Origin of the sequence: Spirulina sp. CCY15215, from assembly GCF_016888125.1 — a bacterium.
Classification (GTDB): domain Bacteria; phylum Cyanobacteriota; class Cyanobacteriia; order Cyanobacteriales; family Spirulinaceae; genus CCY15215.
Window position 1 is genome coordinate 1 of record NZ_JACSWA010000604.1, and the last position, 13,172, is coordinate 13,172.

Annotated in this window: 12 protein-coding genes and 1 pseudogene; 9 read left to right on the forward strand and 4 right to left on the reverse strand. The window is 44.0% G+C overall.

The genetic code is table 11. From position 1 onward, the window contains the following. Window positions 1-406: 406 nt before the first annotated feature. Window positions 407-1,255: a cyanophycinase gene (locus JUI58_RS23730; protein WP_348539963.1), complete on the reverse strand. Its 849-nt coding sequence runs from the start codon at window positions 1,253-1,255 to the stop codon at window positions 407-409. Window positions 1,256-1,775: 520 nt separating this feature from the next. Between JUI58_RS23730 and JUI58_RS23735 the strand changes: the two genes are divergently transcribed. Then, window positions 1,776-2,225 (forward strand): NUDIX hydrolase, encoded by a 450-nt coding sequence (locus tag JUI58_RS23735; protein WP_204106331.1) that lies wholly within the window; start codon window positions 1,776-1,778, stop codon window positions 2,223-2,225. Here the strand turns inward: JUI58_RS23735 and JUI58_RS23740 are convergent. Next, window positions 2,212-3,195, reverse strand: a complete 984-nt coding sequence (locus tag JUI58_RS23740; protein ID WP_204106332.1) for a TonB family protein — start codon at window positions 3,193-3,195, stop codon at window positions 2,212-2,214. The genes JUI58_RS23735 and JUI58_RS23740 overlap by 14 nt on opposite strands. Window positions 3,196-3,443: 248 nt before the next feature. Here JUI58_RS23740 and JUI58_RS23745 point away from each other — a divergent pair, with 248 nt between their 5' ends. Together JUI58_RS23745 and JUI58_RS23750 are read left to right on the forward strand one after the other, a co-directional pair. Continuing rightward, window positions 3,444-5,054, forward strand: a complete 1,611-nt coding sequence (locus JUI58_RS23745; protein ID WP_204106333.1) for an alkaline phosphatase PhoX — start codon at window positions 3,444-3,446, stop codon at window positions 5,052-5,054. Window positions 5,055-5,277: 223 nt separating this feature from the next. Further along, window positions 5,278-5,523, forward strand: a pseudogene (locus JUI58_RS23750) (phosphatase); the annotation flags it as partial. Window positions 5,524-5,603: 80 nt separating this feature from the next. Here the strand turns inward: JUI58_RS23750 and JUI58_RS23755 are convergent. Next, window positions 5,604-6,020 (reverse strand): hypothetical protein, encoded by a 417-nt coding sequence (locus tag JUI58_RS23755; RefSeq protein ID WP_204106335.1) that lies wholly within the window; start codon window positions 6,018-6,020, stop codon window positions 5,604-5,606. Between the two features lie 20 nt (window positions 6,021-6,040). After that, the gene (locus JUI58_RS23760; RefSeq protein ID WP_204106336.1) at window positions 6,041-7,360 is read right to left on the reverse strand and encodes a dihydroorotase; all 1,320 of its coding nucleotides are present in this window, start codon (window positions 7,358-7,360) and stop codon (window positions 6,041-6,043) included. A gap of 115 nt (window positions 7,361-7,475) precedes the next feature. Between JUI58_RS23760 and lepB the strand changes: the two genes are divergently transcribed. The 6 genes from lepB to JUI58_RS23790 all read left to right on the forward strand — a co-directional run bounded on the left by lepB (window position 7,476) and on the right by JUI58_RS23790 (window position 13,097). Then, complete coding sequence (gene lepB / locus JUI58_RS23765; protein ID WP_204106337.1) at window positions 7,476-8,054, forward strand: signal peptidase I; 579 nt, start codon at window positions 7,476-7,478, stop codon at window positions 8,052-8,054. Between the two features lie 100 nt (window positions 8,055-8,154). Beyond that, window positions 8,155-8,742 (forward strand): nucleoside triphosphate pyrophosphatase, encoded by a 588-nt coding sequence (locus JUI58_RS23770; protein WP_204106338.1) that lies wholly within the window; start codon window positions 8,155-8,157, stop codon window positions 8,740-8,742. A gap of 34 nt (window positions 8,743-8,776) precedes the next feature. Continuing rightward, window positions 8,777-9,199, forward strand: a complete 423-nt coding sequence (locus tag JUI58_RS23775) for a hypothetical protein (protein ID WP_204106339.1) — start codon at window positions 8,777-8,779, stop codon at window positions 9,197-9,199. A gap of 83 nt (window positions 9,200-9,282) precedes the next feature. Beyond that, on the forward strand, window positions 9,283-11,433 hold the full coding sequence (locus tag JUI58_RS23780) for a hypothetical protein (RefSeq protein WP_204106340.1): 2,151 nt from the start codon (window positions 9,283-9,285) through the stop codon (window positions 11,431-11,433). Between the two features lie 32 nt (window positions 11,434-11,465). Next, window positions 11,466-12,365 (forward strand): hypothetical protein, encoded by a 900-nt coding sequence (locus JUI58_RS23785; RefSeq protein ID WP_204106341.1) that lies wholly within the window; start codon window positions 11,466-11,468, stop codon window positions 12,363-12,365. A 39-nt stretch (window positions 12,366-12,404) separates the two neighbouring features. Further along, window positions 12,405-13,097, forward strand: a complete 693-nt coding sequence (locus JUI58_RS23790) for a hypothetical protein (RefSeq protein ID WP_204106342.1) — start codon at window positions 12,405-12,407, stop codon at window positions 13,095-13,097. Window positions 13,098-13,172: the final 75 nt, after the last annotated feature.

Below are 13,172 nucleotides of genomic sequence, written 5' to 3' on the forward strand. Positions count from 1 at the left end.
TGTTTAACTGCTAACGACAGGGCAGGGAACTAGCTTCGCATTCCAAGGTGTCGTGACTAAAATAACGTAGTACGCGGGGTACTTAGTCTGGTCAGAATGGCTTGTTAGATTTCTCTTTCAAGCCTCATGCCTTTAGGCTGAGGTTTCTGACAAGCCTTCAATTCTGGAATTTTGGGGGAGATGCAATAGACAACGCTTGGGCATCGCGGACAGTGAGAGAAACCAATCCGAGGGGCGATCGCGCTTCGGCGGTACTCAATGACCACAAACCTCAGTTTCTCTCGTCAAAAACATAGAAAACTGTTCTTAGCGAACAGTTTTTGATTTAGGATTGGGCGGGGAGAAGTAGGTAGTTGATAGTTGATAGTTGATAGTTGATAGTTGATAGTTAAATTCCCGCGTTTTTTTATTCTCCGGTTAAGGGACGACGTTGATAGATATTGTAGCGATCGCCGTGACTGAGAATGTGGATTCTCAAACCATGTAGGCTCAAGGGGTCCCCCACATCTACGTTCATCTGATTGGTGTGGGAGAGATATTGTGCGTCAATAACGTTCACTGTGCCTTTGCCTAAGACGCGAATCCAACCATCTTGCTCGAACATAGCACAGGTGTCCTCATCAATCCCAATACCGAGGCGATCGGGGTGAATGGCGATCGCGCTTAATAATCTGGCCATGCGGTTGCGGTTGTGGAAGTGCTGATCGACTATAGTTTCGGGAATAATCCCCAGTCCCATGGCCATGTCAATGAGAGAACGATTGGGAGATTCGCCGCTACCCCCACCGCCGATCATGTGGTGTCCCATTACGGCGGCTCCCGCACTGGTTCCAGCGAGGGTAATTTCGTGTTTTTGGGCGCGATCGCGGATCAGTTCCATCACGGGGGTTTCCGCGAGTAAGGCGCATAAGCGCAACTGATCGCCTCCGGTTAAGAAAATCCCCGTACAGTTCTCTATAAATTCTAGATAGTTCGCATCGCTACCTTGAGCGCGATCGCGAATATCCAGCAACTCGATCTGCTTGGCTCCCATTTCCTCAAAAATGCGGCGGTAGCGTTCTCCTACGAGTAGGGGTTCTCGAGATGCTGAAGGAACAATGCCGATTATCGCATCGCTTCCCCCCGAGCGATTAAAGAAGGTGTGCAAAATCTCTCGACCATGCACTTTATCTTCTGCCCCACCAATGACTAGGATAGCGGTTTTCGTTGGTTTGGGCATCTGGGTTTCCGGACTTCGAGACTCTACTTGCAGCATAGACAAAACAATCGCGATTCTGGCCTAATATAGTTAACCAAAATATAGTCAGATATAAACAAGACATGGATTCCATTTCAGAAATCCCCTTCATTTTGGCTTCGAGAGATTTATTCTCCTTGGGTGAACTACGCACCTCCCTATCCCATGGCCCCTAAAGGCATTTGGGAATGCTTTTGTTCAATTGATGAGGATTTTTTTCGAGTCTGTTATGCTCAACAAAAGGACAAAGCCTGGTTGATTAAAAGTTACAGCCTTGAAAACATCTACATCTTAATCAATCAATCCTATCTAATTTACCAACTCCTGCTTTTTTGGCTGAGTTGGATAGGTATGATGACAATAATCTACCATAAATCACTCTGTTTGACATTTTTAGTTAAACTCTACAATACAATTAAACCTCATCTCGTCACGATCCTTACGCTACCAATTCCCAAATTGCGATTTTCAATGCGAATTTAGCAACCTATGCTAGAAAGAATCTTGTCAAATTCAAGTTCATCGTTTAGAAACTACCATGACTGTTGAAGTTGCGATCGCCATTCTTTATCAAAACGGCAATTTTCTGATGCAGTTGCGGGATAATGTTCCCAATATTGCTGCGCCGGGGTGTTGGGGCTTTTTTGGCGGACACCTCGATCCTGGAGAGACTCCAGAGATGGCATTAGTACGGGAATTAAAAGAAGAAATTAGTTATGAATTCTCTGGAGAGTTAGTTAAATTCGGTCGCTATCCCAGTGATAGAGTGATGCGTCACATTTTTGCAGTTCCTTTGTTAGTTCCTTTGGCAGAGTTGGAACTTAAAGAGGGTTGGGATTTCGCTTTAGTAACTGTAGATGAAATCCTTCAAGGGGAACGTTTTTCAAAGATTGCCAATCAAGTTCGCCCCTTGAGTTCCATCCATCGACAGATTCTCCTTGATTATCTACAACATTCTCAGCCCCTTGAAAATATCACTGATAAGTAAGTTGAAAACGGTGAGTAATTTCCATTAAATCCGCTTCATAGCAACTGGGAAAAGGCGAAAATACCTGTTTTATGGTTTGTAGATGGTCGATGGCGGAGCGATCGAGAGCCTCGTAACCACTAGATTGAACAACCTTAACATCGCTTACGGTGCCGTCTCTGTGTAGACTATAGGTGAGTCGAACCGTCCAAATCCCGGTATGAGGGGGTCTGGGAACATCCCAAGTATCGATTAAGGAGGCTTGTAAATTGGCTTTATAAACAGTAACCAAAGAAGAACAAATACTATCGATATAGGGGGTCGGCTGTTCTAAAATTGGGCTTTGGGCATCCGAGAGGGGAACTTGGAAATCTTGGAATAGGGGGCCGTCTAAAATTTGCTGGAACTCCTCTGGGTTTAAGTGTTCCACTGCTCCTATTCTCCCCGTTAAACTGACTGTTAAAACCTCTCCTTTGGCAACCTCAATGGCAGGACTATCAGGATCGACAAGATTGGAAACGTCGATGCGACCATCAATAACGACAATCTGGCCTCCCGCTACCTCACCAATTTCTAGGCTGTAAATCGTGCCTCGGGTAGCTGCAACTATTGAACCTACACATCCTCGCATTGACCCAGAAACGATAATTCGACCCCGTTGAAGTTGCACGCATCGGCTTCCTACCAAAAAAGAGGTATTGTGTCCGAGACGAATGATAGCATTATTCTCAAAGCGCAATCCCCCTCGGGCTTTTTCAGTGTTAATTAGCTGTCCTCGTTGGGCGATACTACCAACACGAGCTTTTTGATTTTGAATGAAAATGCGATCGCTATCGAGAATTTCGATCACGGTTGCCCGGTTAACTTGCTGTGCTGTTGCAGGGAGTCGAGGTAAGGCGATCGCGGCGATCGTAACGAAACAAAATAAAGTCGCCACCAGAATTCGCCAAGGACGAAGTTTAAAGACTGTTTTCAATCGTGGAATAAACATAAGCTGTTTCTTTTTATCCTAGCTTGTGCTTCAGTTCTAAGGTGTAATCTCTTGAGATTACCTAGATTTTACAATTTGCTAAACTTGGACGGCTCTGCCTTGAGGAAATCATAATCTTAACCTGGGGATTACTCAAACTTTAGATAACTCTAAACAAATTGTTCTAGCCTTGAGTGTTGTGTGCTGGATTTTAACAGCATCAAATTACGAAAACCAAGAGAACGAACAATTTTCAAACTAAAAAGATAATGGGCATTAAACGTCGTCACTTTTTGTTATTCATGGGAGCAAGTGCTGGGAGTGTTGCCCTTGGTTCTTTGGCTTCTCCGCGTCAAGGGTTCTCGATGCCATTTTCGGGCGCAGATTCTTCCTTGTTGGCAAATGGTTTAAGTTTTGAACCCGTTAAACTCCCAATTCCTTTAGAGGTTAATGCGCTAACTCAAACAAAGCAAATTGAGTCTTACAGTACCTATCAAGTTCAAGATGATATTATCTTACCGGAAGGCTTTACTTATGATGTCATTGCTGCTTGGGGCGATCGCGTTGGAGATTCTCGCTTTGGCTATAACAACGACTATCTTTCCTTTGTGGAAACTGCCCCCAATGAAGGCTATTTAACCATTAATTTTGAGTATATTAGCGGGCAAACTTGGATGGCAACCTATCCCGAAGCGATCGGTAAATCTTTGCCTTTTGAGGCAGTTAAAAGCGCCCTAACCGTTAGTGAAGGCACGATCGATGCTTTTGCACTCTCCAATAGTCCCTTAAAGGCACAAATTCAAGCAATTGCCAAAGAAGCCATGATCGATGTAGGAATGGGAGTGATTTCTCTGGGTCGTAACCCCGATGGACAATGGATGCGAACCTATAGCGATCGCGATCGCCGCGTGACAGGAATTTCCGGGCTAGAAGATGGACGCTATCTTAAATCTACCGGTCCCGCCGTTGCTATCTTTAATAAGCGCAACAAACAAGGCTATGACGATAATTTAGGCAGTAAAATTATTGGTACTTTTGGCAACTGTGCCGGAGGAACTAGCCCCTGGGGAACTGTCTTTAGTGCGGAAGAGAACTATCAAGACCTCGTTCCCGAACCCGTGATGGCGGATGGTTCTTCTTTGCCTCCTGCCGCGAAACCCTTTGGAATTGGGGAAATTGAGGGTCAAGGCAATCCTTTTGGCTTGGCAGGAAATAAGTACGGTTGGATGGTGGAACTCGATCCCGCTAACCCCAAAGACTACGGCACAAAACACACTTGGTTAGGTCGCTACCGTCACGAAGCTGTCGGTTTTTTAGTGCGTCCAGGGAAAAAATTAGCCGTTTATTCGGGCTGCGATCGCCGGGGAGGACATCTCTATAAGTTCGTTTCTCAAGGTACAGTTCGCAATGTCACCGACAAGGCTAATTCTCGCCTCCTTGAAGAGGGAATGCTGTATGGGGCGAAATTCAATCCTGACGGGACAGGAAGCTGGGTCCCCTTGACTCCCAGTACCGCGATCGATCCCATCCTTCCCAGTACCGTTGGGGGAGGAATGGTCAAGTTTCCCAACCCCGATCGCAATGCGGGGGGTGTTGTGAAAGTGACCAAGGATGCCGAAGCTAAGGCGATAAAAACGCAATTTCCCACCCTTGGCGACCTCTACCCAGGCACGGAAGCAGAGAAACAGGGTGCCATCCTCATCGACGCACATTATGCCGGAAATGCCGCAGGAATCACCACTACAGCACGTCCGGAAGATACCATCGTTGCCAAAGATGGAACCCTTTATATTGCCTTCACTTCCGGAACTCCAGGGGGAGATGGCGGACCCGATACTCGCATCTTTAAGGGTCCTAATGGCGAAGTTCCTTATGATTGACATCTCCCCGCTTTAAAAAGACGGGGATTCTGTGGTTAATCCACCGCAAGCGGGTTAAAACCGCGCTTGCTCCAAGCCTGTCAACAGACTCCTACATCCCTTGGCTAAAAAAATTAGCTGTGGACTTACATGGAATCATTGTAACACAAGACGGGTTAAAACCCGTTGCGTTCGATGTCCATTGATTAAAATCAATGGCTAACCCTCACTCTCTAGCTTTAGGTTTTTCACGGAAGATGAGGAGACCTTATTCCTTGCGGTACAACATCCAGGGGAACTTAATGGTATTCGTCAGGGGATGAAGTCGGAAACCCACAAATATGCAATGAAAACGACGGATGGCGAGGAGTTTGTTCAATCTCGCGAGGTTCCCATCGGGTCAAACTGGCCGGGTCGGAAGGTGAACGATCCCCCTAAACCCGCCGTTGTTGCTGTGCGCCGTTTGTCCAATCAGTCTATTATCAGATAAAAGATGAGAGAGGAGAGAGGAATTTTTCTCTCTCTCTTTCTTTCTCTTTTCAAGAGTGTTTTGCGGTTAGTCGTGGTAATTTACAAACAGCGATCGCGTCCCCAGTTTTGATGTCCTCTCCCTTCCCGGCATTGAACCTGGGAACCTACCCAATCTAATTGCCAATGACTATCATTATATTGAAACTCTAAACGGTAGCGAAGACCCCGCAGAGAATCATCAGCTAAACCCACGATGGCGATCGTAACAATAGCAAGTTCCCAAGTTGGGTATTCAATCGAAATAGCTTCAGATTTTCTCCCTTCTGATTCTCGCGTATTTTCCTCAAATAAGGCAAGGGCAACCTGGCGAGGATGAGGGCGATCGAATAGCTGTCGGGAGGAGAGAAACTCTTGCGGATCGAGAGAATTGTATTGACCGCGATCGCTTTCCTGTGCCAACAGACTACAGCCTACAGAAGTCAAGAGAAAACTAGCAATAATGAGTCGTTTGAACATAATCATAATAAAACAAGCAACTAGCCAAATTTTAACGCTTTTCCTCGCACTTCTGTATTGATTGTTCCCCGTTCAAAAGCGACTTGTCCTCCCACAATGGTATATTGCGCCCATCCGGTTAAATTCCAACCTTCAAAGGGATTCCAGCCGCATTTAGAAACAACTTCCTCCCGCAATACAGGATGATAATTTTCTAAATCCACTAAAACTAAATCCGCATCATAGCCTTCTTTTATTTTACCTTTATTGGGGATTTGATAAGCCTCTGCTGGCTTTGCAGCCATCCAATTTGCGATTTGTGCATAACTGCATTTTCCTGCCTTCGCTTGGGTTAGCATTACGGCTAAAGATGTTTCAACGCCAGGCATTCCTGAAGGAGAATTAGGATAACCCTTGGCTTTTTCTTCTAAAGTATGGGGGGCGTGATCCGTGGCGATACAATCAATCACTCCATCCTTTAATGCTTGCCATAAAATTTCATTATCTTTAGCGGTTCGTAAAGGAGGATTCATCTGTGCTAAAGTGCCGATCTTTTCGTAAGCAGTTTCATTTAAAAGCAAATGTTGAGGGGTGACTTCTGTTGTCACCCAAGCAGGTTTATCTTGGCGCAATAATTCCGCTTCATCTCCCGTTGAAAGGTGGAGGATATGGAGACGACGTTGATATTTTTTCGAGAGTTTGAGGGCGAGTTGGGTAGCATTGAGGGCGGCTTGTCGATCCTGTATTGTAGAGTGAATTGCTGGCTCAGTAATGCCTTGGAATTGTTGACGGCGATCGCAAATTCTCTGCTGATCTTCTGCATGAACAGCAATTAAGCGCGTTCCTTCTGCAAAAATGGGTTCAATCTCTGCTTCTGTGCTGACCAATAAAGCCCCATGTGCAGATCCCATAAAAATTTTAATCCCACAAGATGGGTTTGCTTCTCGCAGATCCGGTAGATTTTCCGCCGTCGCCCCCATAAAAAAGCCATAATTGACCAAACACTTCTGAGATGCCAGCTTTAACTTATCGTCAAGTATTGCCTGAGTGGTGGTTAAAGGGCGCGTATTGGGCATTTCTAGGAAGGAAGTCACTCCACCCCGCGCACACGCACAAGTCGCCGTAAATAGGTCTTCCTTGTACTCCAAACCTGGTTCGCGAAAATGGACTTGGGGATCGATAACCCCTGGAAACATTGTCAATCCTTGCGCGTCAAGGACATCATCTCCAGCTTCCGGCGCGATCGCCTCAGCAATACGGGCAATTTTACCTTGACGGATCTGTACGTCCCCAAGCAAAGAATCGCCATTCGGGAGGATAATCTGGGCGTGACGAATTAAGCGATCAGTATCGGAAAACATGAAGGGTTAAAATTAAACAACCTACAGGCTATGATAGAGAAATTAACCCCTGAAAATTTTTCTTGTCGCGAAACTCGTAATTTTTTGTTGTAATTCTGTGATTATTGATTAGCTTATGTCTCGTTTACAAAGCACTTCCATCGAAGCACTTAAAACCATCGCTCTAAGTGCGGTGCTGGCGATAGGAATTCGTCAATTTGTCGCTGAGGCGCGTTACATTCCTTCAGAGTCGATGTTACCTACTCTCGAAATCAACGATCGCCTGATGATCGAAAAAATGAGCTATCGGTTTCGCAAGCCCCTGCGCGGCGATATTATTGTCTTTAATCCCACAGATTCCCTCGAGCGTCAAAAATTTCACGATGCTTTTATTAAGCGGGTAATTGGCTTACCTGGAGAAACTGTCGAGTTAAAAGATAAAAAAGTTTACATTAACGGCAAATCTTTAGATGAAGATTATATCGCTCGCAAGGATTCTACGGAGGTTAATATCTGTCGTTTCCAACCAGATAAACCTTATTTATCAGAACCTGTTACTATTCCGAAAGGGTCTTATTTAGTGTTGGGAGATAATCGCAGTAATAGTTATGATAGCCGTTGCTGGGGCATTGTTCCTTACGAAAAGATTATCGGTCGTGCTGCGGTACGTTTTTGGCCGCCTGCCCGTATGGGAGGGGTTGAAAAAGACGAGTAATTATTTTTTTAGAATTTATTTGTTCAAGGGTTAGTAATTTGTTTTATTGACCCTTATTTTTTAAGAAATAGAGAATATTTTTTCATTCAATAATCAAAATATGTCCCCTTCTTTTGTGTTAGCTTCCGCTTCTTCTGCTAGAAAACAACTGCTGCAACAAGTTGGCATTGACGCGATCGCCTGTAAGAGTGATTTTGACGAATCTAGCATCCAGAATGAAGACCCGGAAGAATTAACCAATACTCTTGCCCTATGTAAAGCCCAGATCGTCGCCGCAAAATACCCTAATTCCCTCATTCTTGGCTGTGACTCTGTGCTGTCTGTTGCCGGAGAAATTCACGGTAAACCCGCATCTCCCGCCGAAGCGATCGCCCGTTGGCAACTGATGCGAGGCAAAATCGGGATACTTTATACCGGACACGCCTTAATTGACACGAGAACAGGCAAAAATTTGGTGAAATGCGGCATCACAAAAGTTTACTTTGCCGAGATTAGCGATCGCATTATCGCCGCCTACGTTGCCACAGGAGAACCCCTAAACTGTGCCGGTGGTTTTGCGATTGACGGACAAGGGGGACTATTTATTACCAAACTTGAAGGCTGTCACAGCAACGTCATTGGTTTAAGCCTGCCTTTACTTCACCAAATGCTGAATGAACTCGGTTACGGGATTGTCGATTTTTGGTAAACTCAAGTCAATCAACAGTAAGGGAAATTTGGGTATGGCCGCCAGCGACGAATTTAAAAAACAACTCAAAGCCGGAAATATATTTGATGCGCTCACCTTAGCATTAGGAGAGGCGATCGAACTGGAAATTACTACTTGGGTTTCCTCCGCCGACGATCCGAATATTCTCGCCGTTGATGCCGAAAAACCCGCCCCAGGTCATCGTATGAGAACTCGGATTAACCTCGTCGATGGCGATATTGATAACGAAATCGGTGCAGAATTTATCGGTGATGGACCCTATACCGAATTGAGAGAATTTCATCTCCAACAAGTTAAGGATGGGCGAGTGATCATTCAACAAAACTTAGAGAATTTACAACAGATGTTTGTGATTTTGGCAAGCACTCTCTCTCGTTTGCCAAAAACCTCCCGTCCCCCCGTTTTATCGCCCTCTGACGAAGATAAACTCAGATAACCGCTCAGATATCGTGCATCACAGGACATCGCGCTATTGAGCGAAAACGCGAACGCTAGAAGCCAAAGCAGGGAAAGTAGGTCATGCCGTCAAGCCAAGAATTTAGAGAAGCCTTACAAGCGGGGAAGATTCAAGAAGCCTTCACCCTTGCTCTCACAGAAGCCGTAGAATTGAAAATTACCACTTGGGTGTCTTCATCGGAACTGGATGCCAATCCCGATCGCGATGTCACTGTCAAAAATGCGGTTTCTCAAAGATCGCTAGAAGAGGCAAAACCTGGACATCGCCTTCGTACCAGTATTAATCTCATGCAGGGAGATATTGAAAACGAAATTGGCGATCACTTCCTCCATAACAGTGCCTATCACGAATTGTTACGCTTTCACTTTACCCAAGTGGACAAAGGGCAGCAAATCATTGAGCAAAATATTCACAGCCTGCAAAAGATATTTTCTCTCGTTACTTCCCTCAACAATCCCTCTCCAGATTCTTCCCCAGGTTTTTCCTCGGAGGCTTTTGCTTTAACGCAAGTGGAGGAAGAAATGCCCAGATCTACTCTAGAATCCACAAGGGTAGAGATTGCCAAGGAAACAACTTTAGACGAAACTCCTTTAGAGCCAGAATTCTTCTCTTCTGAGGATATTATCCCCCCCGAGGAAAGAGAAAGTATGCTCAATGGAGATATCTTAGAAAGTCTTGTGGAAGCTGAAGAACAAATTCAGCAAAGGCGATCGCCGGTTCCTCTTTCTGAAACTGAATTAAATGATGTTTTAGCAGAGGAGTCCCCAGAAATGGCGATCGCCTTATCGGAAGAGGAGTTAGAAGAAAAGGTAGAAAAGGTAGAAATAGAAACAGAGGTAGCATCCCAACCCCAAGAAATCCTGCGATCGCCGGAAGAAATTTGGGAAGAAGAAGTTGCTGACAGTCAAACGGAAGCCTTTATTGATACTCTTTTCAGCAGCGATGATTGGATTGAGGAGGAATTGTCTGAGGAAGAAAAACAGCCGGAAGCACTACCGGAAGGGCGATCGCCAAATTTACCCAATCTTCCAGAACAATTAGAAATTGAAGGTTGGGATCGGACTTCCAATCTTCACTTGAGTGAATCGCTAACTCCTGAACTCGAAACTCCCCTTATTCCTTTAGAACATTTAGAACAGTCAGAACATTTAGAACAGTCAGAACATTTAGAACATTTAGAACAGTCTCAATCTGACATCTTTCAAGGTGACGATCTCGCTGAATTATCCGAGTCTGAAGAGGACTTTGATTTGGAGGGGTGGGAATTCTCTTCCGACAGTGCAGAAACTCCAAATTCAATGGAGGAAGAGGATCAACCCAGTTTAGCTGCTTTGGAAATTACTGAATTAGCTGCTTTGGAAATTACTGAATTAGCCGTAGAGGAAAAGACTACAGGGAAAAACCTTGCAGCAGAAATAGACAATCCTTGGGATACTCCCGAATTTGATGCTGGGGATACTGAGATCGATGGCGATCTTTCTTCCTTCGATGAGGGGGAAAATGAGGCAGAAAACGAGGCAGAAAATGAGGCAGAAAACAAGGCAGAAAATGAGGAGGAAGAGGAAGACTGGGAAGATTTTGTGAATGAGGAGGAAGACCAGGGGGAAGAGGAAGATTGGGGGGATTTTGTCAAATTTGTCGAACAAGATCTGCCGACTCCTCCCACACCCCCGATAACTGAAATCCCACAGCCCACCCAATCCAAAACTAACAGTCAACCAACACCGGAACTTAATCCCTTTGAAACTTCTGAAAATGCTGATTGGGGAGAATGGTTAGATGAAGAGACAACAGAGAGTTCTGAGGAAGAAGCGATCGCCCTAGAAGAGGAATGGAATATGTCCTCAGAAATCGATCCTTTTGCTGTCTCCCAGTCCGAGACAGAGAGTTACACCTCAATTGTAGAAGAAGATTGGGAAGAGTTTGCTATTGAAGAACTCGAACCTTTTCCTAAGCCTAGATCGTCATCCTTGCCAACTCCTCTCCTAGAAGAAACCTTTGCAACCGCAAGCGTTGATGAAATTTTAGGAGACCCCCCCGAGTTAATCGATGATAGTGTTGGGGACTTTTCAGACAACGAACTTGATCGCAATTGGGATGAAGAACTATTCGGAGATGAATTTAATTTCGATATCTCTTTATCTGATGAAGCCGATCTATCTTCGGATTTACTCGATATGGAGGCACAAAAACAACCGAACCATAATAACTAAGTACAAATTCATTACATTATTAGGGGAAAATCATGTTTGATAAATCACAACGTTCTTATAAGACAAAATCGCGATCGATTTCGTCCCAAGAAGCGCAAAAAGTTTCTCAACAAATAAATTCTCAAAAGGCGATCGAAAAAGTGGAAACTAATCCCCTTGGATCAGGAGGAAAAGCAGGAGAAGCCCTGCAAAATTTTGCCCGTTCGATTGGAGAAGTTTTAATTGATATTACTGCCTTAGAAGTGAATACAATGGTGGTTGACCGCATTACGGGAGCAAAATTCATTCCCTGGCAAACCTATCGTAGTGTTTACGATATTAACGAAGCCGATCTCCATCGCCGCAATATTCCTCAAAGTGAATGCGATCGCTATTTATCTCTACGAAAAAAATTAGAGATAGAATATGCGTTAATTACCTCAGACTCCTCATCTCCCCTTTATGATGAACGAATGCTAGAGATTTTGAGTGCATCTCCGGATGATATAACCCTCCCTAACCCTCATCCCTCAGACTATGATCGAGAAGGTAAATTAGAAATTCAGCGCGTACAAAAACTGCTTCAAAATAGTAGTTTCATCAGGGCTTTAAGGAAAGTAGGAGAATTAAAAGCCTGTTTGGATAATCAGAAACGCCAAGTCGAACGCTTAAAAATGGAACATCCCGATCGCAACTTTAAGGAGTTACATGAAGGAATGAATACCGATATGATTTATGCCCAAACCATTGTACAGTTGGATGGAGATATGATCAATCGCTATGCCAAAGAAATTTTGGATCATCCCCAGAGAGATTTAATTTTGCAACTCCATCATGAAAGTGTTGCTTCTGGAGAAAAACAATGGCGAGGACTCTTTGAATTTTTTCTCGGTTTGATCCAACAAGTTGTCTCTCAACGCGAAGGCGGATTTTTTGATTTTCTGCGCCGCTAAATAATTATTCAATTATCAATTATCAATTATTAAGTATCAATGGAAAATAGCCTTCATTTGGAACGCTATATTCGCTTTTTCAAGGAACGCAGACCCGATCGCCGAGTTGTTTATCACGGCATTCATTTTCATTTAAACGAGGAGATTTTAGAACAGATTCAGCAAGCGCGATCGCAGGGGCATTCTCTCTTTGTTAAGCCTAAGTTTATTTCCGATTTGCGCTATTATCTTTTATTTGATGAATATAGCGGTTTAAATTGTGGCATTAATGTTTCAACCCATTATTTTCAAGATAATAGCGAGCAAGCTGTTTTACGGAGTCTCATGTCTCTTGATGGGGATGTTTTGTTTCAAATCGATCAGCGTTATCTGGAACAGCCAGAACTCTCCCTCTCTTTGACTTCAGCACATTATTGGTTAATTGCACAATTATTAGACAAGCTAAAATTAGAAGGGACATTATGGTTAAATTTTTTATCTTGGAGTTTATCTCTATCGGCGATTGTGCCGTATCTCTTTGAGCTTTGGCAACAAGATCGTTTAGAGCTATTAACAATAGTGGTCACGAGTTTATTCTCCTGGGTAATACAAAGATTATTTCGCTATATTTTAAAACTTGTAATGGGTCAGATTTGGCAATTTTTGTTCAAACAAATGCTAACAGGGGAATTATCTAATCGTTACCAATTGAAAAAAGTTATTGTTTGGATTTTAAGACGACTGAGATTATAATGTGCAATTTTTAGCGATCGCGGAATAATGACTCAATCAAACCTAGCTGGCGATCGCCCGAGAAAATCATTTCAT

Excerpts from the sequence above, each read along its gene's own strand:
- JUI58_RS23790 (WP_204106342.1), top strand. The coding sequence starts at position 12,405 with ATGGAAAATAGCCTTCATTTGGAACGCTATATTCGCTTTTTCAAGGAA.
- JUI58_RS23785 (WP_204106341.1), top strand. The coding sequence starts at position 11,466 with ATGTTTGATAAATCACAACGTTCTTATAAGACAAAATCGCGATCGATT.
- JUI58_RS23735 (WP_204106331.1), top strand. The coding sequence starts at position 1,776 with ATGACTGTTGAAGTTGCGATCGCCATTCTTTATCAAAACGGCAATTTT.
- JUI58_RS23730 (WP_348539963.1), bottom strand. The coding sequence starts at position 1,255 with ATGCTGCAAGTAGAGTCTCGAAGTCCGGAAACCCAGATGCCCAAACCA.
- JUI58_RS23760 (WP_204106336.1), bottom strand. The coding sequence starts at position 7,360 with ATGTTTTCCGATACTGATCGCTTAATTCGTCACGCCCAGATTATCCTC.
- JUI58_RS23740 (WP_204106332.1), bottom strand. The coding sequence starts at position 3,195 with ATGTTTATTCCACGATTGAAAACAGTCTTTAAACTTCGTCCTTGGCGA.
- JUI58_RS23745 (WP_204106333.1), top strand. The coding sequence starts at position 3,444 with ATGGGCATTAAACGTCGTCACTTTTTGTTATTCATGGGAGCAAGTGCT.
- lepB (WP_204106337.1), top strand. The coding sequence starts at position 7,476 with ATGTCTCGTTTACAAAGCACTTCCATCGAAGCACTTAAAACCATCGCT.
- JUI58_RS23770 (WP_204106338.1), top strand. The coding sequence starts at position 8,155 with ATGTCCCCTTCTTTTGTGTTAGCTTCCGCTTCTTCTGCTAGAAAACAA.
- JUI58_RS23780 (WP_204106340.1), top strand. The coding sequence starts at position 9,283 with ATGCCGTCAAGCCAAGAATTTAGAGAAGCCTTACAAGCGGGGAAGATT.
- JUI58_RS23755 (WP_204106335.1), bottom strand. The coding sequence starts at position 6,020 with ATGTTCAAACGACTCATTATTGCTAGTTTTCTCTTGACTTCTGTAGGC.
- JUI58_RS23775 (WP_204106339.1), top strand. The coding sequence starts at position 8,777 with ATGGCCGCCAGCGACGAATTTAAAAAACAACTCAAAGCCGGAAATATA.